Genomic DNA, 24,418 nt, shown 5'->3' with positions numbered 1-24,418 from the left:
GCGCCACAACAATATTAAGAATGAATACACAATACTTAACATCGATCGTGCTTTAATTTTAAGAAAATAAAGTCTGTAGGTATTCTTTACAAAAAATCTAAAAATAGGCACAATAATTGCGTATTATTACCGACAATATAATATAGTATATATATAGTAGTAGATTTATAACCGCACTCATAAAAATAATGTTCGTATACTTTTAGGGAATACAAAATGGCCAGTCGCAAAAAGAAATTATTATTAGAACCTTTGGAACAAAGGATCATGCTCGACGCGGTTCCCGATGTACAACAACTGGACGTACCCGCAACAGGATTCTTAAACGAAGCCTTCTCGTTTGACATCACCTTTGAAAACGACGGTGACCAAGAGGGTTTTCGTCCCTTTATCGATTTGACGATTCCCAACGGAATTGATGTCGATAGCATTCAGTTTGCTGGCACAGAATTGGCAAAATCAGAAATAGAATTTAAAGACAAAGATGGAGACGGAATCTTTGTCGCGAAGCACCCCATCACTGGTGAAACTTTAATACAAGACACCCAAGAAGGAACAATACCACTCGAAACGGTATTTGCCGTAGAGATTCCTTTTGGTAGTTTTACCAATGAGCAAGTGGTGGACATCACAGTAACGGGAACTCTCAACAACCAATCGTTGTTAGGTGTGCCTCTCGACATCAAGGCCCAAGGGATATTTGCATTTGGAAACGATGCTCTTAATAACCCAGGAGAAGATCCACCGATCCGCGGAGAGTTGAAAACCTCTTCGATTACCCCAACAGTGCTTCAACTTGATAAAGCAAACGATGCCCCAGAAGGCGAAACAGCAACTGGCCCTAACTTTGCACGTACTTTTACTCTAACTATAGATGTCGCCGACCAAGAAACGGTCGACAATATAGTTGTTATCGATACCCTGCCCGACAATCTAGAGTTTTTAGGTGTCACAGATGATGATGGTATTGTTGCCGAAGGTGGCGTTATTAGTTTTGATGCGGCAACAAATCAACTACGGATAGACATCGCGAGTATATCGGGAGAACTTGGCCCAGAAAAAACCATTGACTATCAAGCCTTTGTCAAAGAATTTGATGGCAACAACAACAATGTTGTCGACCCAGTAAATGGTGCCCCAGGTGTTTCGATCAACCAAGCGGTGGTCACCGCGGACTTTACAGATCCCGATAATCTCGTCATCGACACCGATGGCGATGAAATTCCCGATGCGCCAGAAACAGTAGTGATAACTGATGACGCCGAAAGCACGATACAAGACCTTGCTCTGGCCATTCAAAAGAGCGCCACCATTATTGAAAATCCCAACACCAACGTTGTAGGCGTATCTCCGGGGGACACCATCGAGTACACGATCAATTTTCAAGTATCTGATTTTTTTGACCTACAGAACTTGGTTTTCAATGATCAGTTCTCCGACGGACAAATATTTGATAACGCGTTTACACCGACCTTTCAAATATTCAATAATAATGGCCTTGAGGTACCTGTCACACAATTCGCCGCAGAAGACTTTGATGTGGTGGTCAATGCCGACGAAACAACAAATGTTACCTTTCGCATAGACGGTGACTTCACCGGTGGACTGTCCGATGATCCCAATCGTTTGCAAAACAATGGTGGTTTAACCGGACAAATCAAATTCCAAACCACCGTCTTGGAAGAATTTAAATTAGACGGATCAAACCTAGATGCGGGGGACAGCATCACCAATGACATCACAGTCAGTGCAGAAATCGACGGAAATCGTTTTACTTTCGATGACAGCGGTACGGTGCTTACCATCAACGAAATACAAGCGCAGAAAAAAATCATTGCCCTAAATGGTATTGCCGCAGAGGCAGGGTCTGTTGTTCCCGGTGACACAGTAACATTTAGTTTATTCACCGCTTTGCCCACAACAGATGTCGAAGATTTCTTCATCAAAGACTTTTTACCGCTACCTATTTTTGAGGCCATAGAGTTTAACAATGTTAACTTCACCAACGAGATAAGCGCAGATCCACCTGAAGCAGGTGTCATACGTTTTGGTGCACGTACGTCTGGACTACCCACCAATCCCGACGGTACAATTGACGCACAATTTATTCCCGACATCACTGTAGATGCCGCACAAAACTCCATTCTATTTGACTTCGGTGATATAGAATTTGAGAATGCCAACAGCGCAGAGGTTGAAATTGTATTTACCGTGACAACTACCGACGCACCTTTTGGAGAAGGTTTACTTCTTACCAACCAAGCGATCAATAGTTTTTCGGCATTACAAGAACAAAGTATCATCAACTTCAAGGTGCGCGAAGCTGTCCTTGACATCGATAAGGCCGTGGTTTCCACGTCAAATCCCGATGCCAATTTCCTAGACTCCATCGGCCCAGTTGTCTTTGATGATCCGGGAAGTGCTGGCGTGGCATTTTCGGAAACTATTAACTCGCAAAATATCAAAGACAACCGTATCAATTCCAACGTTGAAGATGTCAACGGTGGCGACTTGGTAAAATTTGCCATTGTCGTTGAGAACACAGGAACAGCACGCAATGGTGCTTTCGACATTCTTATTACCGACAACATCCCTCCTGGATTTGAAATTCCCGACATTGCCGATTTTCCACAGGGAATAAATTTACAAGTGACAGATGGCGCTGGAAACGTTCTTGACTTCACCAATGCCAACGACGGAGCCATTGTCGACGGGTTGGAGCTTTTTGCTGATGGTATTAAATTGGTCGACAACCCTGGAGATCCGGCCAACGATATTGAACCTTCAGGTGCCCTTGCTACGGCAGCTTTCTTACAAATAGACCCAGAAAACGGCGAAGTAGAAATTCCCAATACAACGGGTTCCAATATCTTGGTCATCACCTATGATTTAGCTGTTATCGAAGAAGTACCGGCAAATTCCAAACATGTCAATGAAGCATTTATCGAAAATTTTGCCACCGCGGAAGGTGGAGAAAATTTTGCTGTTGCCGACAATGGCAACGCTGGGCTTGATTTAAGCGATAAGGCCGTGGCCATCATCCAAGATGTGCAAATCGATAAGCAAATCATCAATACTTCCGTAGGCGATGACGTAAATCGTGAAGTGGCGATTGGCGAAGTGGTCACCTTCCAACTAGAAGTGACTTTACCAGACGGACAAAACGACCTCAACTTAATCGACAACCTTCCACCAGGATTTGATTTTATTGAAGGCAGTGCGCGCGTTATTACCGATATAGACGGTGATGGAACGGACGATTTTGACGGACAAAACAACGCCGATGGTTCTTTTGATTTTACCGAAGTTATTGTGGGCGATACAGTACTTGCCCCTGAAGTCGACGTACAATTAGAGGCTTTTGTCAACGGTGTTCTTGTCGATAACGCTTTCGATGCTGCAGAAAATACAGAAGGCGGAGATAGCTTAGTCTTTGTCACCACCCTAACCGGCGGTGGTGATGCCGATGCCCTAGATATTGTTCTCACACAAGAAATTCCACCGGCCAGTGTCATCAACAATATCACTCTTGACATACCAGGCACAAGCGAAGGTGCGATTACTTTAATAGAAGACAAACATTTCACTGTATTCGATGGCACCATTATCTTTAATGGAATTGATGACATAGAGCGAAGTCTCATCAATGATCTTGGTCTTGGTGCGCAGATGATTTTCACCATTGATACTACCGTTGCCAACGTAGAACCAAATACTATAGATATTGCACAACAAGCGGAAGTAAACGGGGTTGTACTAGACGCAGATGGTGTTGCAAATCTCCAAGACGGAGATATCATTGAGTTTACCACAACACTTACACATAACGGCACAACACCTTTTACCATAAATCCACCGGTATCTTACTTGGAAACATTGCCCGCCAATACAACTTTTGACCCCAACTCTGTTCGCGTAGTGTCGGAAGGTTTCATTAGTACTTTAAGTTCGGGTTCTTTTGAATTCAATGCCGCAAATAACACCCTAGAAATCACCGAATTTGGTCGTACACAAGACCTAACGATTGGCGAAGTAATGGAGATACAATTTAGTGTTGTTGTCGGAGAAGACCCTGTTGCAGAGCAGGATATTTTAGAGAATGATGTTGTTGTCGATGTAAAACCCGTATCGGTGGAAGACCTTACGGAAATCCCCAGAGCAACATTTGGTGGCGATGTCGCCGGAAATCTAGCCTTTACGTTTCGCGATGTAGAAACGTTTAACGACAGCGGGACATTTTTAGTCGAATACAAAGCCATTGTGACAAACGACGCCGCGAATGTAGGGCTCAACAATCCACAAACGGCCGCCAACGTCACCAACACACAAGTCACACTGTTTTCTTTTGATAGTGAGAAGAATCGCACCACAATCTCTTATCAAAACCAGCTAGAGAACCTGGATACGGACGATGGAGATATTACCAATGAAGACGGGGCGACACGCATTGTTTTCAATGATGTCATTACTGGTAAACTAGATAAAAACTCCATAACAGCCGACGGCATTGGACTTGTCGAAGGTACACACTTTGTGGTGGAAGGTAACAATTTAAAAATATTTGACCTAAGTAGTATAGAAGAACTTGGTCCTGACAGTACCGCACTTATTCGTTATGTGTCCGTCGTCGATGGTGAGTTTAATCAGGTGATCAATGACCAAAGTTCTGTTACGTTCTTAGACGCAGAACAGACTGTCCTCAACAATGAAGTTTTTGCTGATGTACTAAACGATGGTACCGCGGCAGTAAAAGATATCGAACATGTCATCGTCACTGAACCACAACTCATTATCGATAAACAAATGGGCGATGGTATTTTTGATGCGGGAGACACTGTCGAAATTACACTAACAGTAGCAAACCCAAGTACAACAGACCCTTTCACTGGTGCCGAGCTAGAAAACGGAGCCACCGGCGCTGCTTTTGATATTGTCATCGAAGACATACTTGACAACGAACTATTTGTGGCAGGTTCTGTGGTATTCACGGAAACGCCGGCAGGATTTGTTGGTACAGAAACAGATAATGGCGACAACACAAGCACAATCGAGTTTGCCAAAGCGGTAGATGCGACCTCCTCCAACACAATTGGAGTGGACGAGGAACTAACATTTACCTTTAATGTGACGCTTGCCACCACCGTAAACGGTAACGAGTTTATTTCAAACACCGCGCAAATAACGGAATATTCGTCCGTTCCCAATATTGCAGACAGTGTACCTGTTGACGAGAACAACCCTTCAGAAGACGAACTACGTTTGCTCGCTGATGATGCACTTGCCATCGCCAACCAAAGAACTTTTGACGCTGTAGACTCTAACGAAGATCAACTGCGAATCAACACCATTGAAGTGCAAAAAGCAATCGTGGGAGACACTGATTTTACGGTAGGAGAAATCATCAACTATCGTGTCATCATAGATTTACCAGAAGCGACATTGCCACAGTTTACTTTCAACGACATTCTTGATGAAGGATTGGCCTTCGTCGGTGTTACTTCGATTACAGCAGCCACTGGCATTACAACGACCATTGGCAATAACAACTTTGACGTTGTCGCAGCCAACCAAGTCATCAGTGATGAAGGTAATGGTGACACGGCCGTAGCGCGTAAGTTAGACCTTAACTTTGGAACGGTTGTCAATACCAACTTTACGGATGGTCTCGCCACAGATAACAACACTATTACCATTGAATACCAGGCTGTGGTACTCAATGCCAACGTTGTTCAAGACGGTGAAACACTTGACAACACTGTGACCATAAGTTATGAAGGACGTGAGCCAGATAGCGACGACGCCACTGCAACCGTGAACATAGTAGAACCAAACATAAGTATTGACAAAGTGGTCCTCGACGCTGAAACGGGCGATCCTGTAGAAAATACAGGCGGTGATGCGGGAGACCAACTCATCTTCCAGATAACTCTCACAAGTGACGGCAACGCCGATGCTTTTGATATCGTACTTAGCGACGCAATACCCGATGGTATTTCACTGGTACCAGGCACGTTACAAACCGTAAGCGGCACTACAGATCAACTCAACGAAGATATTGCCAACAATAGCATAGAAGTTGTTGTCGAAGAGCTGCTCATCGGGCAAAGCGTCACAGTACAATTCCAAATTGATGTTGACGACGACGTCGTACTGGGTGAAGCAATTCAAAATAATGCGGATGTTACTTTCACAAGTTTGGGAGACGATGCGGAGTTACAGCTTGCCGGCAGCGGAGCGGCAAATATTCTCGCGGTGGAGAGAACTGGTGACCCTAACGACCCAGGGGAAGACAATAATTTTACCGCCGAGGACGATGCGTCGGTCACCATATTTGAACCTGTACTGACGAAATCTATTGTGGCAACTTCCGCTGCTCACACAGACGCAAACGCCTCAGACAACGTGCAAGTCGCCATTGGTGAAGTGGTACGTTTTCGTCTAGACATAGAGTTTCCGGAGACGGTTCTCGACGATACGGTTATCCGTGATCAATTGGCAGAAGGACTTGAATTTTTAGGAAATACAACACTGTCGTTTGTTGCCGAAGAAGACTTTGGCAACCCCGCCAATATCGAAGGTGCCGATAACGATGCCATTCCGCCAACATTTGATCTAGACGCTGTTGCTGGAGCTGTCGTACAAAACGGACAGGACTTACAGTTTAATATAGGCGACATCCAAAACAACGACCGTGATGACAACGCCGAGAGAATTATTATTGAATTCGACGCTATTGTGAAAGATAACTTGGCCATTAATCTCAACAATACACAACACCAAAATACTTTCGACTTAGACGGCGAACAACTACAAGATGTTCGTACCTCAAATCAGGTACAGCTAAATGTCGAAGAGCCGATACTGCAAACAAAATTAACCCAACAAGTGAATGGCGAAACAGTGGACAACGACAAGATCGGTAACTTTGACGCAGGAGACATCATTACCTACACCGCAGAAGTTTCCCATGCCGGTGACAGTCAAAGTGATGCGTTTGATCTCACTATTGCTCTTGACATTCCTGCACAAACAGTGATCGATGCGACGAGTTTTGTCATCGGAGGAATTGCCGTTGATCCAACACCATTTATCGTTGATGATGGTAATGGAAATTTAAGCATCGAGCTAAACGCCGACGACTTAAACAACATCGCGGCCAACTTAGACGACTTAGCGCTAAATGACGCGCTAGTCATCACCTATGATACCGTTGTACAGGACCAGGCGAATCCAGGAGATACGTTTGCCATCGATTTTGATGTAGATTTTACAACGCTACCAGGAGATGTTGATGATGATGCTAACGACCAACTCATTGAAGAGCGCACACGCAGTGTAAATAATTCGATACAAATGGATTCGGTTAAGCAAATTGCCGTAGAGACAAATATTGGCGTAGACAATGACAATGACGGTGTCGTCGACCTCACGGATTTCCAAATCGGTGACGATGTTCCGGTACAAATCGACGCCGACGTCCTCGAAGGTACTAACGAAAACGTTGTCATTACTCAGGTGATTCCCGCAGGAATCGATTTTGACCTCAATACTTTTGTCATCAACCTTGACAATGGCGTTACTGCGGAAAATGTCACCGATAACGGCGATGGTACATTCACCATTGATCCAACAAAAGTGACCACCGCCGTAGACGGTGATGGCAATACCGTTCTCACCATCGAACTCGGTGACGTGGTCAATGAAGGCTCTACCGATTTTAATCCCGAACAACTCGGTGACGCAAACACCCGTGGCGATATTCAGCCGGACATCACCATCAACTTCGATGGTACTGTCCTCGATGATGCAGTCAACAATAACAACGGTGACACCAAAGACTTTGCCACCACCATTACCACAGCCGATGACGCAGGTAATGAAGTCGCTTCTGATAATGACAACGATCAGGTCGCTATCATTGAAGCGGTTCTCGACGTTGCAGTTACACAAGCCGTTACCAACGACGGTGTGACCACCGCGGTCAATGACGATGATGTTTTCGATTTCGATGCCGGTGACACGATTAGCTACACCGCCACCATCAATCACAATGCTGCAAGCGCAAACAACGCCGAAGCTTTTGATCTAAACATTGCTCTGGACATACCCGTGAACACCGAACTGCGAACACTTGACCTCGGTGATGGTAACATCATTAACGATCCAGTTGTCCTCGCGAATTTCACCGTAGACACCAACGGCGACGGTATTGATGATCAAATTCAGATTAGCGACGCACAGCTCGAAGCTGTTGGCTTGGAAAACTTAGCTCGTAACGACACTCTTGTCGTCAACTACAATGTCGAAATTCTCGACACCGCTGTCGTCGGCGACAACTTCGCTGTCGACGCGACTGTTGACTTCGACTCGCAAGAAGACGTTGGACCAAATACCGATGCCGCTGGCAACGAAATATCTCGCGCCGGACAACAAGCGCAAGATAATATTGCGATCAATTCCGCCGCACAAATCGCCGTAGAAACCAACATTGGAGTTGATAACAACAACGATGGTGTAGTTGACCTCACCGATTTCCAAATTGGTGATGACATTCCGGTACAAATCGACGCCGACGTTCTCGAAGGTACCAGTGAAAATGTCATCATTACGCAGGTTATTCCGGCGGGAATCGAATTTGACCTCAACACTTTTGTCATCAACCTTGACCCAGGTGTTACCGCCGAAAATGTTACTGATAACGGCGATGGAACGTTTACCATTGACCCAACAAAAATAATCACCGCTGTCGACGGTGATGGTAACACCGTTCTCACCATTGAACTCGGTGACGTAGTTAATGAAGGTTCTGCGAATTTTAATCCGGAACAACTTGGTGATGCAAATACACGTGGCGACGATCAACCGGATATTACGATTAATTTCGATACGGTTGTTCTCGACGATGTTGCAAACAATAACAATGGTGACGCGAAAGATTTTGCCACCGCCATCACCACAGCCGATGACGCGGGCAATGAAGTCGCGTCTGATAATGACAATGATCAGGTACAAATTGCCGAACCGATATTAGACATTGCACTAGCACAACAAATCAACGGTGAAAGCGTAAACGATGGTGTTGCTTTTGATTTCGATGCTGGTGACACCATTACCTACAATGCCATTTTTTCACATAACAACGCGAGTACTGCAGAAGCATTCGATTTAAATATAAGTCTTGATATACCACAAAATACAGAAATACAGCGTCTTGACATAGGCGGAAATATTCTTGACGTCAACAACGGAGACGATCTTACACCATTCTTGACAGATGATAACGGTGATGGTGTTTTTGACCGCATTACCATTAGTGATACACAGCTCCAACTACTGGGCCTAGATGACTTACCTCTAGGAGATGACCTCCAAGTAAACTTCGACGCCCTACTTCTAGACACGGCAAATCCAGGAGACGATTTCATCGTTAATGCTAATGTTGATTTTGATTCACAAGATAACGTTGGTGACAACGACATTCAGAGACCAAATAACGCTGTAAACAGTATCAACGTACTTTCAACAAATGTCATCAATGTCGAAACGACACTGGGCAATGATACTGCCCAAGTTGGTGATAGTGTACCTGTCACAATTGACACAGACGTTGTCGAAGGGACTACAGAAAATGTCATTATTCGACAAGTGATTCCAGCAGGAATCGAAATTGATGAAGCACAAATTTTGGCTGGCATTACTTTAGGAAACAACATAACAACAGATGATCCACAAGTACAAATCATCGATAACGGTGATGGCACACAAACACTTGTTGTCAATTTCGGTGATGTGGTAAAACAAGGTAATGATGGTTTCAATATCGACAACCTCGGCGATACCAACGATGTCAATGATAACGACTTCGACATTCGCATTGAGTTCGACGCAGAAGTTCTCAATGATGTGGATGTCAACAACAACGGAAATCGCAAAGACTTTCAAACAACTGTAGAAAGCCAAGATGACGCGGGCAACATTAAAGTTTCTTCATTACAAGATGCTGACTCTTTTACGATTGTCGAACCAGTACTCGATATACAACAACAACAGTTTATCGATGACGGTGCAGGAAACCTCGTTGAGGTAAACGATGGTAGTTTGGATGTCGCAGTTGATGCGGGAAATATCATCACATATGTTTCGACCATAAGTCACAATGCTGCTAGCAGCGGCGATGCATTTGATCTTACTTATAGCGAGGTGATTCCAGAGAATACATTGCTTGACACCAACAGTGTCGCAGTTACCTTTACCGACGAAAATAATGTCGCAAATACAGTAAGTTTGGTGGAGAATACACACTTTACCTTTGATGCCGACACCGGAGATTTCATCATCTTCAATCTGGATGATGCTGGGCTCGGCATTACCGATAATCTACCGCAGAACAATACATTGACGGTCACTTACGATACCATTGTACAAGATGACGCAAGACCAGGGGATGTTTTTACCACCAACGCACAAATTGATTTTGATTCTGTCGACGGTGATGATGTCAACGAACGCGATGGCAGTGCCAATGATGATGTTTCACTGGCATCGGCAAAATTTATCAACGTCGAAGCACACGTAGGCGACGGTGTTACCGATTTTCAAATTGGGGATAGTATACCGGTCACTATTGATGGCGATGTCCTCGAAGGAACGACAGAAAATGTCGTATTTACACAAGTAATTCCTGCGGGGATTGATTTCAATCTAGACACATTCGTGATCAGTCTTGACGATGGCGTTACCGCAGCAAATGTTACCGATAACGGCGATGGAACCTTCACCATAGATCCAACGAAGGTAACCACCGCATTGGACGGTGACGGAAACACCATACTGACGGTAGAACTCGGTGATGTGGTGAATGAGGGGAACGCTCCATTTAATCCGGAAGTGTTGGGAGACCCTAACAATGTCAATGATAACGATTTTGACATTCGCATTACATTCGATGGCGAAGTACTAAATGATGACGCCCTCAATAACAACGGCGACAATAAGGGATTTGTCACTTCGGTAGAAAGTCAAGACGACAATGGTGACGCCATCATTGCGTCTGCAGAAGATAACGACACAGTAAACATTGTCGAACCAGTCCTTGACATTGTACAACAACAATTTATCAATAACCGTCTGGTTGAAGTCAACGATGGAAGTCTTGATATTGAAATAGATGCTGGTGACATTATTAGCTATACATCTACCATTACCCACAATGGCAGTAGCGCTGCGGATGCTTTTGATCTAAATTACACGGATGTCATTCCCGCAGGCACACTACTCAAGACCGACACTGTGGTGGTGATATTTACAGATGCACAGGGTAATACAACCGGTGAGTTACCACTCAATGTAAATGAACACTTTACTTTTGACGCCGACACCGGAGATTTTACAATATTGAATCTCGACGGAGTCAATGGTATTAATGATAATTTACCACAAGGCGCAACATTGGAGATTAGATACGACACCATCGTGCAAGATACCGCTAACCCTGGCGATGTTTTTGCCACCGATGCACAAATCAATTTTGACTCCGTCGATGGTGACAATGACAATGAACGTGACGGCAGTGCCAACGACAAAGTATCACTGGCATCCAAACAGTTTATCAATGTAGAAGCCCACGTCGGTATTGACAATGATAATGATGGAGTAGTTGATGTCACTGATTTTCAAATCGGAGACAATATACCTATCACCATTGATGTTGATGTTGTCGAGGGTACGACGGAAAATGTTGTGGTACAACAAATCCTTCCTGCAGGTATTGAGCTAGATGCTGCGGAAATTCTCGCAGGTATTACACGTGGAGCCGACGTAACTACTGATGCTCCGCAGGTACAAATTGTCGACAATGGCGATGGTACACAAACACTTACCGTTGACTTTGGCAATGTCGTCAACGCCGGAAATAATAACGATTTGTTTAATCCAGAAGAATTGGGAGATCCAAACAATGTCGACGACAACAATTTCGACATTCGTATTGAATTCGGTGGTGAAATTCTCAATGACGAAGCGCTTAATAATAATGGTGATAACAAAGCTTTTGTCACTTCAGTCGAAAGTCAAGACAACAATGGTGATGCGGTCATCGCATCTGCAGAGGATAATGACGCCATTAGTATCATCGAACCTGTACTTGATATCGTACAACAACAATTTATCGACGACGGTAACGGTAACATTGTCGAAATTAATGATGGAGATACAGACATTGCACTGGATGCAGGAGATACAATATCATATACCTCCACTGTTACTCACAATGCCAGCAGTACCGCCGACGCATTTGACTTGACTTATACCGATATTGTACCTGAGGATACGTTACTTGACACCGATAGTGTCACAGTTACATTCAACAACGGTGCTCCTATTGCACTTGTGGAAAACGTGCATTTCACATTTGATCCAGTGACACGAGAATTTAATATTTTCAATCTAGACGATGCCAATCTTGGGATTGATAACAATCTTCCACAAGACAATACACTTGCCATTTCGTACGATGTGGTCATCCAAAACACTGCGGTAGTGGGCGATACATTTGCCACCGATGCCCAAATTAATTTTGATTCTGTAGAAGGTGTTGATGCCAACGAGAGAAGTAAGAGTGCCAACGACAATGTCATTTTGGCTGCCGAAGCCAATATCGACCTCGAAGCTCACGTGGGTATTGACGCCAACAACGACGGCGTTATTGATGATACCGAATTTCAGATTGGTGAAAGTGTTCCCATTTCACTGGATGTCAGTCTCGTTGAAGGGGTAACGGAAAACGTCGTCATCGAGCAAATCATACCCGCAGGCATTGAAATTGATGTAAATGATGTTCTTGCAGGAATTACATTTGACGCCGATGCTACTCCAGAAAGAGCGCAACCTATCGTTCAAATTGTGGACAATGGTGATGGGACACAAACATTGAGTATCGACTTTGGCGATGTTACCAACAACGGTAATGACGGTGCTGCCGATCCAGAAGGAGCACTAGGAGATCCGCAAAACGTTGATGACAACCAATTTGACATCAGAATTGAATTCAATGGTGAAATTCTCAATGACAATGCGCTTAACAACAACGGTGATGTCAAGAGCTTTTTCTCCACAGTACAAAGTAGAGACGACAATGGCAATGTTGTTATCGCTTCGGGTGTTGAACAAGACAGCATAACCATCATAGAACCAGTCCTCGACATTGTGCAACAACAGTTTGTAGACAACGTCGAAATAAACGATGGTGACATTGATGTGGAACTTGACGCGGGAGATACCATATCATATATCTCCACGATAAATCATAACGCGAGTAGCACTGCGGACGCATTTGACCTAGTCTACACCGACACAGTTCCAGAAAACACACTACTCGACCTCAATAGTGTCGAAGTAAGCCTTGTTGATCAGAATGGAGACCCTGTTCTCGATGAGAATGGCGCCCCAGTTATTGTTGAACTTCAGGCAAACCAATTCACTTTTGATGAAGTAACACGGGAGTTTACCATTGATTTCGAAGATTTAGGAATCGACAATACGCTAGCGCAAGACAACGCATTTGTCATTTCTTACGATGTCACCGTACAAAACGCAGCAAAACCACTTGATACGTTTGCGACCAACGCCCAAATAAACTTTGACTCCATCGCAGGTGACGATGCCAACGAGCGTAGCGGAAGTGCCAATGACGATGTTAAGCTATCGAGTAAAAATGAAATTAATGTCGAAGCACACATCGGTGTTGACGAAGATAACGACGGAGTCATTGACATAACTGATTTCCAAATTGGGGACACGGTTCCTGTGACGATAGATGTCGATATTGTCGAGGGTACTAACGAAAATGTTATTGTTTCACAAGTCATTCCTGCGGGAATCCAAGTGGATATCAATGATGTTTTGGCAGGCATCGAACCAGGAAATGGCGTTACCACTGATGATCCACAAGTGGAAATTGTCGACAACGGTGATGGAACACAAACACTCACTATTGATTTTGGTAATGTTGTCAACGAAGGCGATCCTGGCTTTAATAATCGAGTTCTTGATCTTGGCCAAATCGACAACAACGATTTTGATATACAAATTAAGTTCGGTGCCGTTGTTCTCAACGATGACGTCAATAACAACAATGGAGAAAATAAAGCGTTTGCCACTACCGTACAAAGCCAAGACGATAACGGCGACGCCATCATTGTATCCAGTACGGATAACGATGCGATTACCATAGTCGAACCAGTACTCGACATTGTACAACAACAGTTTGTAGACAACATCGAAATAAACGATGGTGACATTGATGTGGAACTTGACGCGGGAGATACCATATCATATATCTCCACGATAAATCATAACGCGAGCAGCACTGCGGATGCATTTGACCTAGTCTACACCGACACAGTTCCAGAAAACACACTACTTGACCTCAATAGTGTCGAAGTAAGCCTTGTTGATCAGAATGGAGACCCTGTTCTCGATGAGAATGGCGCCCCAGTTATTGTTGAACTTCAGGCAAACCAATTCACTTTTGATGAAGTAACACGGGAGTTTACCATTGATTTCGAAGACTTAGGAATCGACAATACGCTAGCGCAAGACAATGCATTTGTCATTTCTTACGATGTCACCGTACAAAACGCAGCGAAACCACTTGATACGTTTGCGACCAACGCTCAAATAAACTTTGACTCCATCGCAGGCGACAATGCCAATGAGCGTAGCGGAAGTGCCAATGATGATGTTAAGCTATCGAGTAAAAACGAGATCAATGTCGAAGCGCATATTGGAATTGATGGTGATAACGATGGAGTGGTAGACATCACCGACTTCCAAATCGGCGAGAGCGTTCCCGTTGCCATTGATGTTGATGTTGTTGAAGGTACCACCGACAACGTCATCGTTTCACAAGTAATTCCTGCGGGAATCGAAGTGGATATCAATGACGTTTTGGCAGGCATTACACGCGGTAATGGCGTAACAACTGACGATCCACAAGTGCAAATAGTCGACAATGGTGATGGTACACAAACTCTAACCGTTGATTTTGGAGACGTAGTAAACGTAGGCAACGACGGTTTTAACAACCGCGTTCTTGGAGATCCAGCGAACATCAACGACAATGATTTCGATATTCGCATTGAATTTGATGGTGTGATACTGAATGAAGATGTCAACAATAACGGTGACAACAAGGCATTTGTTACCACCGTGGAAAGTCAAGATGATAACGGTAACGTACTTATTACATCTGCCGCAGACAACGACAACGCAGCCATTGTAGAACCAGCTTTAGATATTACCATTACGCCGGATAACAACACCCCGTTTAATGGTGATACGGTAAACTTTACCGTTGATATTACCCATCTGGCAAATAGTGCCGCCGATGCCCATGATTTGCAAACCACAATAGCGATACCTGACGGATTTACATTTAATGGTGATGCGAATGTGCCTGATGGTGTTGTATTGCAACAAGTTGGTAACGAACTCATTGTGACATTAGAAACCTTGCCACAGGGAGACGCAGTCACTTTTGATTTTGATCTCGACTTACTCAACGTCGCCATAGGCACCAACATTGATGTCGATGCCTCACTGGTGTTTGATTCACAACTAGGTGCGGGAGACAACGATGTACAGCGCACAGGTAATGCAAACGACGACGGCGGCGATGTCAACGATCTAAACAACATCAACAGTACACAATTGACCGTATTTGGTTCTGACCTAGAGGTAACCGTGGACGATGGAGTCGAAGAAGTACTGCCAGGTGATGATGTTAGTTTTACACTGAACATCACAAACAACGGTAACACCAACTCCACGGGTATCGTTCTAGAACACACATTGCCTGCAACAGTTGATATCAACGAACTAAATATCTTAGACGAAAATGGCAATGATATCACCGCAAATGTAAATGTTGTGCCCAATGGTGATGGGACTTTTACCTTAGAATTTCCTAATTTTGATTTAGGTCCTAACGGAAGTACGACAAACTTCACCGTAAACACAAAAGTTCTTGATGTTATTCCGGCGGCAGTGGTCGACTTCAACTCAACGGCAGCTGTAAATGATGATGGTGCAAATGGAATCGATCCAACACCAGAAAATAATGCCAATGATGACGCAGACAATCTAATCGCCGCACCAGATTTATTCATCGATAAATCTACGGATGAAACGGAGTTTTTCGCAGGGGATACTGTTACATACAACATAGTTGTACAAAACAATGGTAATCAAGATGCTACTGGTGTTTCTGTGAGTGACACATTACAAAACGAACTCAATTTTCAATTTGCTACGGCAGTTTTGGCAGACGGAAGTAATGTCTTACTGACAGAACAGCCCATTACAGTGGTTTCTTTTGCGAATCTACCACAAGAAATTGATCCAGAAGACGTCATCACCGAGTTCAACGGCGAATTTGTGGTTGCTCTAGATGATGTACCACAAGAAGTGATTGACAACGGGTTTGCCAATAATACCTTTGATACAACAGGTGCTTTTGACGTCGCGACCAATAATTTTAGTCTTGCCATAGGTGACTTTGCTGTCGGAGACGAAGTAACCATTCAACTTGTTGCCACGGTAGACGATGTTGTGGCGGCCTTTGTAGAAGATATTACCAACACAATCACGGTCACTGACGACGGAGCAAATGGCGAAGACCTAAATGCAGCGGATAATGTTGCTCAAGAAGTCGATTTGCTAGTTTCTACGCCAGACCTACAAATACTCAAAACGAATAATGTTGGTACACTGCAACCTGGTCAGCAGACAACGTATGAACTGACGATTCGCAATCTTGGCCAACAAGAGTCCATTAATATTGAAGTCATCGATACACTTCCTGAGGGTGTTTTTGATTTTGTAGAAGCATCTGATGACGGAGTTTTTGATCCAGATACAGAGCAGATTACTTTCAATATAGATAGTATCGAAGGACTTTCGGAAAAAACGGTCACCGTGACACTACAGGTAAAAGACGACTTATTGAGTAGTGGAATAAGAACCATCACCAATATTGCTTCGGTTGCCGATGACGGTAGCCAGGGAATTGATTTAACACCAGAGAATAATATTGCCCAAGATGTGGACGACTTCTTGTTTTTTGTCTTTGATGCTTTGGATTCTAATCCAGTGTTTGATCCTGCGGACCCATCCGGCAACGACAATGGTTTTGGTGACCCTGTAAGACTGCGCCGTCAACCGTTCTTGACGATTGACCCTATTTACAGTGGGACAGCTGCGCCAAACTCTTCGCAACAAGTGGTGATTTATGGATCGAATGGTAACATCATTGGAACGCAAACGGTCATGGCAGATACAGGAGGAAACTGGTTGGCGACATTCCCGAATACAGTGATCTTTGAGCAGCCTCACCACATAGAGATCGTATCACAACAATCTCATGTGATCGAGGACGCGGGGTACAATATGCGCACCTACTTCTCGTCGGTATTGCACAGTAGTGTCTTTGCAAAGGAATTGTCATCTATCGATGATTTAGAGGCACAACTTACACCAGAGCAGGTAGAGACGTTGGTGGAATGGCAACAACAAGCGTTATTGCAATTGCAAGGAAACAGTGGCTTCCTATACGAATTCTTACCACAAGGAGCTATTCCTTCTACGAAGTAACGAGTTACTTCTTAAGTATAGATAGTCACTAGTATTTGATGCCCACAATCGGCAAGCCGATTGTGGGCATCGCTTTATTCAGAACGTTCCGTTCTAATGCCCGATCATCTGCAACACTTCTTCCACCCAGGTATCAAAGTGAAACATTTTCTTGCGCTGTTCAAAATGTATGGCGTCCAATTGATGTTGCAAACGCGTAAAAATCTTAATGTAATGCGATGGTAATTCACCCTTTGTACTAAATCGTGCTGTTAGTTTTGGTAAGTGTTGCACGATCAAATCATCGGCAAAGGAAATAAAAAACTGTGTGGTACCAACATTTCCCTGACGTCCACATCGTCCAATCAATTGGCGGTCCACACGCTGCGATTCATGGCGCTCGGTTCCTAAAACAAACAAACCGCCCAAACTCTCCACGCCTTCACCTAACTTAATATCCGTACCTCGTCCCGCCATATTTGTGGCAATCGTAATTTTACCTTTTTGACCAGCATCGGCAATAATTTCAGCTTCTTCTGCATCCTGTTTGGCATTTAGAACTTGAACTTCGAGTCCTAATTTTTGCAAACGCAGAGCTAACAATTCGCTGTTTTCGATTGTGCGTGTTCCAATCAGCAGTGGTTGCTGTTTCTCATGTACTTCACATACTTTATGTTCCACAGCTTGCCATTTTGCTTCTAAATTACCAAAAATACGATCTAATAATTCTGTGCGTTGCATGGGTTTGCGCGGTGGAATTTTCATCACCGGTGAGTGATAAAATTTCCAAACCTCCCTCTCACTCCCCTGTGCTGTTCCGGTCATGCCAGCAATTTTTTCATAAAAAGAAAAATATCGCTGTCGGGTAATGCGTGCTGCGGATTTACTTACTTCGGTGATTACCAATCCCTCTTTTGCTTCAATGGCCTGATGTAAGCCATCACGCCATGTTCTTTCCGCAAAACGTCGTCCGGTGTACTCGTCGACGATAACAACTTTCCCCTCATCAACCATATAGTGTACATTTTTTCGAAAAAAATACTGTGCGGATAACGCTTGGCGAATATAAAATGACCAAGGAGTCACCAAACCCTTTGGAGGAGATACTTTATACATTTTTTCGTGTGCGCATGGTAAGATGTCAATGGACTTCTTACTTTTATCTATCACAAAATCTTCCTCTTCCACAAGTCCCTTCGCCGTTTTTTCCGCAAGTTGATAAATATGTGCATTTGGATTTGCACCACCTTGCGCACCGCTAATCACCAAAGGACTTCGCGCTTCATCAAGTAGTACACTGTCTACTTCGTCAATCAATGCAAATGCCAATTCACGCTGCATTTTAAAAGCTTTACGCTGCTTGTAACCATGCATCGAGGCCATAAACGTCTTCCCGAGTTTTGGCTTGGCACTATTTAAAATCGCCAATTGATCGCGCATATAATCGAAACCATATCCTGATCCCACTCCGTAGGTAATATCGCAATCATAATTTTTCTTCTTTTCCACCGAGGTATGTTTTTGGCGAAGCAACCCACATGACAATCCCAAAAACTCATATACGGGTAACATCAATTCAAAATCGCGTTCTGCTAGGTAACTATTTGTGGTATGTACATGAACCCCCTTGCCATGTAAAGCCCACATCGAGACAGGGAGAACTGCGGTAAGCGTTTTGCCTTCTCCTGTGGCCATCTCGGCAAACGCCCCTTCAAAAAGACAAAGTCCCGCCAATATTTGAACTTCGTAATGCCGCATTTTCAAAGTGCGCCATGCGGCTTCCCGTATTAAAGCAAAGCCTTCACTGAGTAACTTTTCGGCACTTTGTCCCGTTTGAATAGCCTCGCGCATCTCTGCAAAGCGCTTGCGAATTTCCTCTGAAGACAACAGAGATATTTTTTTTTCAAGGTGGAGTATTCGTTTTGCGATTTTTTTGTGATAGGAGGAAACATTCAAAGTGCGAGGATAGATCCCCAGGAAATAGCGGCTTAGCATAAATTTCTCTCAAAAAAACTACTTGTAAAATGACAAAAGGTACTCCCTGGGGAGTACCTTTTTTTTGTGCGAGTTGTATTCAAATGGTCATCGTTTTGTCTTTTCGGTGACGGTCACGGTCACGGTGACGACTACGACCCGGTTACGGTGACGACTACGACCCGGTTACGGCTACGGTGACGATATCCGTAATGAGTGTCTATGGTGTTTTTAATAGTCGTCTTTTAGGTATTGTAGACTGCGTAGGTCAATCACCATGTGTCTGTATGGAGGTTTAAATTCTAATTCTCCTAGTACCTCTTCTTCGATAAAAACGTCGTGTTTGCGATTGTAGTCTACCATGTAGACATCTTCTTTGATTTCTTTGATAAAGAGACGAAAACGCAGAGGAGATTTGTGATAGTAGTTTCCTTGTTCAGGCGCAAAATAGCGTGTATAGTTTTTCGTTACTTCTAGCTCAATGAAGCCTTTTTTCTTTACATCAGACAAAGCAAAAGCCTTTTCGCTTACTATATCAAAGTCTGCGCTGAGCATTGTTTCGTTTGTTGTTTTGCGATGTAAATGATATTTCCCAAAACCATCAATGTAAAATTTATTGTGATCTTGCGGATCAAGGGACAGGGTAAATATGATACGCCCTTCGATGACAAAGCGCCCCTGCATCATATCGTCGACAACATCACCAAAGACATAGTGATCTTCGATGATCTTCCAGTTCTTGGGCCCCACCACCTTCATAAAGACATTACGCGCTTGCTCATCATTGTCGAATTTATAATTTTGCGTATAGCGGGCAACTTGTACGACTCGCGCCATTTGAATGGGCACAATTTTGGTGCTACAGCCACACAAAGCGACAAGTAATAATAGGTATATACAACGTAAATACATACATTTAGTCCTTTAACTCTAATTTAATTTCTTTTTCTCTTTCTTTTCCACCTCGAACCATTCTCTTTTGCATTTTTATACCGAGTTTATCCATTATAGCAACAATGTAATCTATTTTGTTTTCCAATTCGGGGGCAGGAGGATTTTTTTTCGAAAAATATACGCATACATTTTGTGTTTTTGTTACACCAACAGGTCTACGCATGTAAAATCCTTTGTCGCGTAAGTGGCTAAAAATTCTTTTGGTATCCTTTGACCTTGTAATTAAAGTAATTTTATACAAAGAGTTCTCAAACTTCACTAGGCGGTCAATTTCATTCTGTAGCTGTTGATTTTGATTTTGTGACTCGGTATATTTTTCTTTCCACAAGGATGTTTGTTGCAGCTTGTTGTTGTCGACTTGCTCGGTAATTTTTTGTTGCAAATTTTGATTTTTCTGTCGTTCGATAATAAGTTGTTTGAGATTGGATTCGTACCTCTGCGTCAGTTCCGTTTTTTGATTTTCCCATTGTGTTGCCAAAACCTTTTTCTTTTGTTTCTCGTCTTGTAATTGAGACTGAAGTTGACGTAATTCTTCGTCATATTGCTTTTTGATTTTTTCAACATCGGTGTTTTTGTCGTTTGCGATATATTGTTGACGCTCTTTTAGTAATTCGATTTGCTGTTTTTGTAAATCGCTTATTTGTTTCTCGTACAAGCTCACTTTAGCTGTCTGCTCTTTGAACTTTGCCTTGTACTCTGCTTTTAAATCAGTTAATTGTTGTTGACGCTGTTTGGCAAGGTTTTCTTGTGTTGTGTGTTTTATTTGGAGTTTTTGCAATTGACTACTATGCTGTTTTTGTAAAAATACCAAAAGCACAGCCATCAAAACCACGACTAAAGCCACCCACCCCAATTTTACTAATTGTGGCCGATGGGAACTGCTGTATTCTCTTAATCGTTCTGCCGTTGCAGAAAATGATATGGGTTTCGAGCGTTCTTCTGTTGATGCTGCGATCTCCATCGTCTCGGCGTCGATGTTAAATATCTTTTCTAAATCTTTCGCCATTTCATACGCAGTTTGGTATCTTTTGTTCAAATCGCGATTTAATGCTTTCATGCAGATTGGTTCTGCGATCTTGTCCCATAAGTTTACCTTTTTGTTTATCCTACTTGGTGACAATATCGGTTTGCGAATAATGGCGTCGGCCAATTGAAATCCAGATAAATCGGCGAAAGGATTTTCTTTAGCGATCACCTCGTAGAGCATTACCCCTAAAGACCAAATATCACTGCGACAATCTATCACCTTCGAATCTTCCCATTGTTCGGGCGACATATATCTAGGAGTTCCCACAGACAAAGATCCGGTTAAGTCGTCTTGTCCAGCTCCCGCCAACCCAGTATTTTTTACCAAACCAAAGTCGGTAATTTTGGGAATCATATCTTTGGTAAAAAGGATATTTCCTGGTTTTAAGTCGCGATGTATTAGTTCCTTCTCATGTGCAAAATGTAAACCTTTGGCAACCTGATATAAATGTTTAATCCCTTCGTAAGAAGAGAAATCTTTTTGCTTGAGCCAACTACTAAAAGACGTTTCTAAATACTCCATAATAAAATATAGTTCATCGGGTTTAGCGTAGTATACCGTTACTATATTAGGATGGTTTAGAGTTGCTATTGTTTCGATTTCACGACAAAAACGATGATAATCCGTTTCGCCCTTACGAAACAATATCTTAATAGCCTCATCTCTTTTTACATTATTGTTGTGTACTAACCAAACAATTCCATAGTTTCCAGAGGATAGTTCGCGAACATACTCATAACCAGGAGGGAGTTGCGGAAGATTTTTATGATAACCTGTGCTCATTTATCGTCCTTTTGCCGATTTGTTTCGTATGGTGAAAATGTCTCACACCACATCTTTACACAAAAATACAGGGATTGCCCAAACATAAGTGATCAAAATTATTTATACATTTGATCGAGAAATACAATTGTATCATATCTCAATGAGTTCACTCTACAGAATAGTGAAATGTATGTTTTTTTTTATTCCGTCTATTCAAATCCAACACGTAAAGCTAGAGATTTCCTATGTAAAGTTTTTCTGATGCTGTACTCTAAGTCATAACATAACAATTATTTATAATAATAAAACTAAAAACATCAAAAAAAAAAGAAGTTTTTTCGAAAAAAGATCTTGACGATGTACAAACCTTGTGATATTATTCTCACATCATTAAGCGAATCGGCCCTGTCGTCTAGCCAGGCCTAGGACACAAGGTTTTCAACCTTGCAACACGAGTTCAAATCTCGTCAGGGTCATTCCTTTTATTTCCCCCCCAAACTCTTCAAAAATTACATCCAGAATTTTAAACGAACTTTATATTATTTATTAATACCTAGCAGAGAGGATTTTTAGTGTCTAAAGAAGAAGCAATTTTAATGGAAGGTCAAGTCTTAGACGCACTGCCTAACACCAAATTTCGCGTTAAACTAAGTAATGGTCATGTTGTCCTGGCACACATTTCAGGAAAAATGAGACAGAGATATATTCGTATTGTACCTGGTGACACCGTACAAGTAGAACTCTCTCCGTATGATTTGGAAAAAGGCCGCATAACATATAGACTACCATCGAAATAAGTTATTTATACATGATATCTGCACCAAGAAGAGATAGCTTTGCCTGTAGATTTTCATAACCTCTCTCAAGATGATGAATATGTTTGATTGTAGTCTCCCCAATAGCGACCAAACCTGCCAATACTAACGCCGCACTTGCTCTTAAATCAGAGGCGAAAACAGTCGCTCCCTTTAATGTTTTTCCTCCTTGGATGTAAACACTTGCCCCTTTTTGTTCTATAGAAGCCCCCATTTTAACCAACTCATTCACATAAGCAAATCGCTGTGGATATATTTTTTCCGTAATACAGCTTTTTCCTAAAACGATCGCCAACATCGAAGCGAGCTGCGCTTGCAAATCTGTGGGAAATCCAGGGTAGGGTTTTGTACATACTTGAGTGGGAGAATACGAATTGTTTCCTTCAACAACAATTCGGTCAAAGTATTCAACAATCGTGACACCTATTCTTTTCAACGTTGTAATAACGCATGCTAAATGAAGAGGGCTTACATTTTGTAACTCAATACGACCTCTGGTCATGGCCGCAGCGATTATAAAAGTGCCGGCTTCTATTCGATCGGAAATGATTCGATATTCTGTACCATGAAGCTCTGCGACACCCTGAATTGTTAAAACATTTGTACCCAGACCACTAATTTTTGCCCCCATTTGATTTAAAAACTTGGCGAGTTCCTCTACTTCAGGTTCGCGGGCCGCATTTTCAATAACAGTTGTACCTTCGGCAAGAGAAGCGGCCATCATTACATTTGCTGTTCCCAGTACGGTAGAACCAAACTCACTTCCTAGAAACATTTTTGCTCCACAGAGAAATTCACTTGTTAATTCAACGTGACTGTCTTTTGTTTCCACATGGGCGCCGAGGTATTGCATCCCTTTCAAATGTAAATCAATGGGTCTCTCACCAATGACGCAACCACCAGGAAAAGCAATTTTTGCTTTTTGACGCTTTGCAAGAAGTGGTCCCATGACACAAATAGAGGCACGCATTTTCTGCACTAATTCACAAGGTGGTGTACAACAACTTTCATTTTTTACGGTACAAACAAGGGCTTCATCTTCACGGCGATATATATCCACTCCAAGAGCATGCAAAATTTTAATAATAATGTTTACATCACTCAGTCGTGGAACGTTGTGTATAACGCTTGTTCCACGACTGAGGATAACAGAAGCCAGAATTGGCAAAGCTGCGTTTTTAGCTCCGCTAATTTTTACAGTCCCACAAAGTGGTTTCCCACCTTTTATACATAACGATTTCATTATCGCAGTTTG

At 42.9% G+C, this 24,418-nt stretch carries 6 protein-coding genes and 1 tRNA gene; 3 read left to right on the top strand and 4 right to left on the bottom strand.

What is annotated here, in order from left to right; translation table 11 throughout:
- Positions 1-216: 216 nt before the first annotated feature.
- The gene (locus UABAM_RS17935; protein ID WP_151969386.1) at positions 217-17,649 is read left to right on the top strand and encodes a DUF11 domain-containing protein; all 17,433 of its coding nucleotides are present in this window, start codon (positions 217-219) and stop codon (positions 17,647-17,649) included.
- Positions 17,650-17,742: 93 nt separating this feature from the next.
- Here UABAM_RS17935 and UABAM_RS17930 read toward each other — a convergent pair whose 3' ends face one another.
- From UABAM_RS17930 to UABAM_RS17920, 3 genes are all read right to left on the bottom strand, one after another.
- Positions 17,743-19,623, bottom strand: a complete 1,881-nt coding sequence (locus UABAM_RS17930) for a preprotein translocase subunit SecA (RefSeq protein ID WP_151969385.1) — start codon at positions 19,621-19,623, stop codon at positions 17,743-17,745.
- 210 nt (positions 19,624-19,833) lie between these two features.
- Complete coding sequence (locus tag UABAM_RS17925; protein WP_151969384.1) at positions 19,834-20,514, bottom strand: hypothetical protein; 681 nt, start codon at positions 20,512-20,514, stop codon at positions 19,834-19,836.
- 4 nt (positions 20,515-20,518) lie between these two features.
- A complete protein-coding gene (locus tag UABAM_RS17920) occupies positions 20,519-22,366 on the bottom strand; it encodes a serine/threonine protein kinase (RefSeq protein ID WP_151969383.1) in 1,848 nt (615 codons plus the stop codon).
- A 383-nt stretch (positions 22,367-22,749) separates the two neighbouring features.
- On the opposite strand from UABAM_RS17920, the gene UABAM_RS17915 reads away from it, so the two are divergent.
- A tRNA-Glu gene (locus UABAM_RS17915) sits at positions 22,750-22,824 on the top strand.
- 96 nt (positions 22,825-22,920) lie between these two features.
- The gene (infA, locus tag UABAM_RS17910; RefSeq protein WP_151969382.1) at positions 22,921-23,145 is read left to right on the top strand and encodes a translation initiation factor IF-1; all 225 of its coding nucleotides are present in this window, start codon (positions 22,921-22,923) and stop codon (positions 23,143-23,145) included.
- 1 nt (position 23,146) lies between these two features.
- Here the strand turns inward: infA and murA are convergent, their stop codons facing one another.
- Positions 23,147-24,406, bottom strand: a complete 1,260-nt coding sequence (gene murA, locus UABAM_RS17905; protein WP_151969381.1) for a UDP-N-acetylglucosamine 1-carboxyvinyltransferase — start codon at positions 24,404-24,406, stop codon at positions 23,147-23,149.
- Between the last annotated feature and the right edge of the window lie 12 nt (positions 24,407-24,418).

The organism is Candidatus Uabimicrobium amorphum, from assembly GCF_009002475.1.
In the GTDB taxonomy this organism is placed as follows: Bacteria; Planctomycetota; Uabimicrobiia; order Uabimicrobiales; family Uabimicrobiaceae; genus Uabimicrobium; species Uabimicrobium amorphum.
Note: the sequence above shows the minus strand (reverse complement) of the source record. Positions and strands in the feature narration are given on the sequence as shown.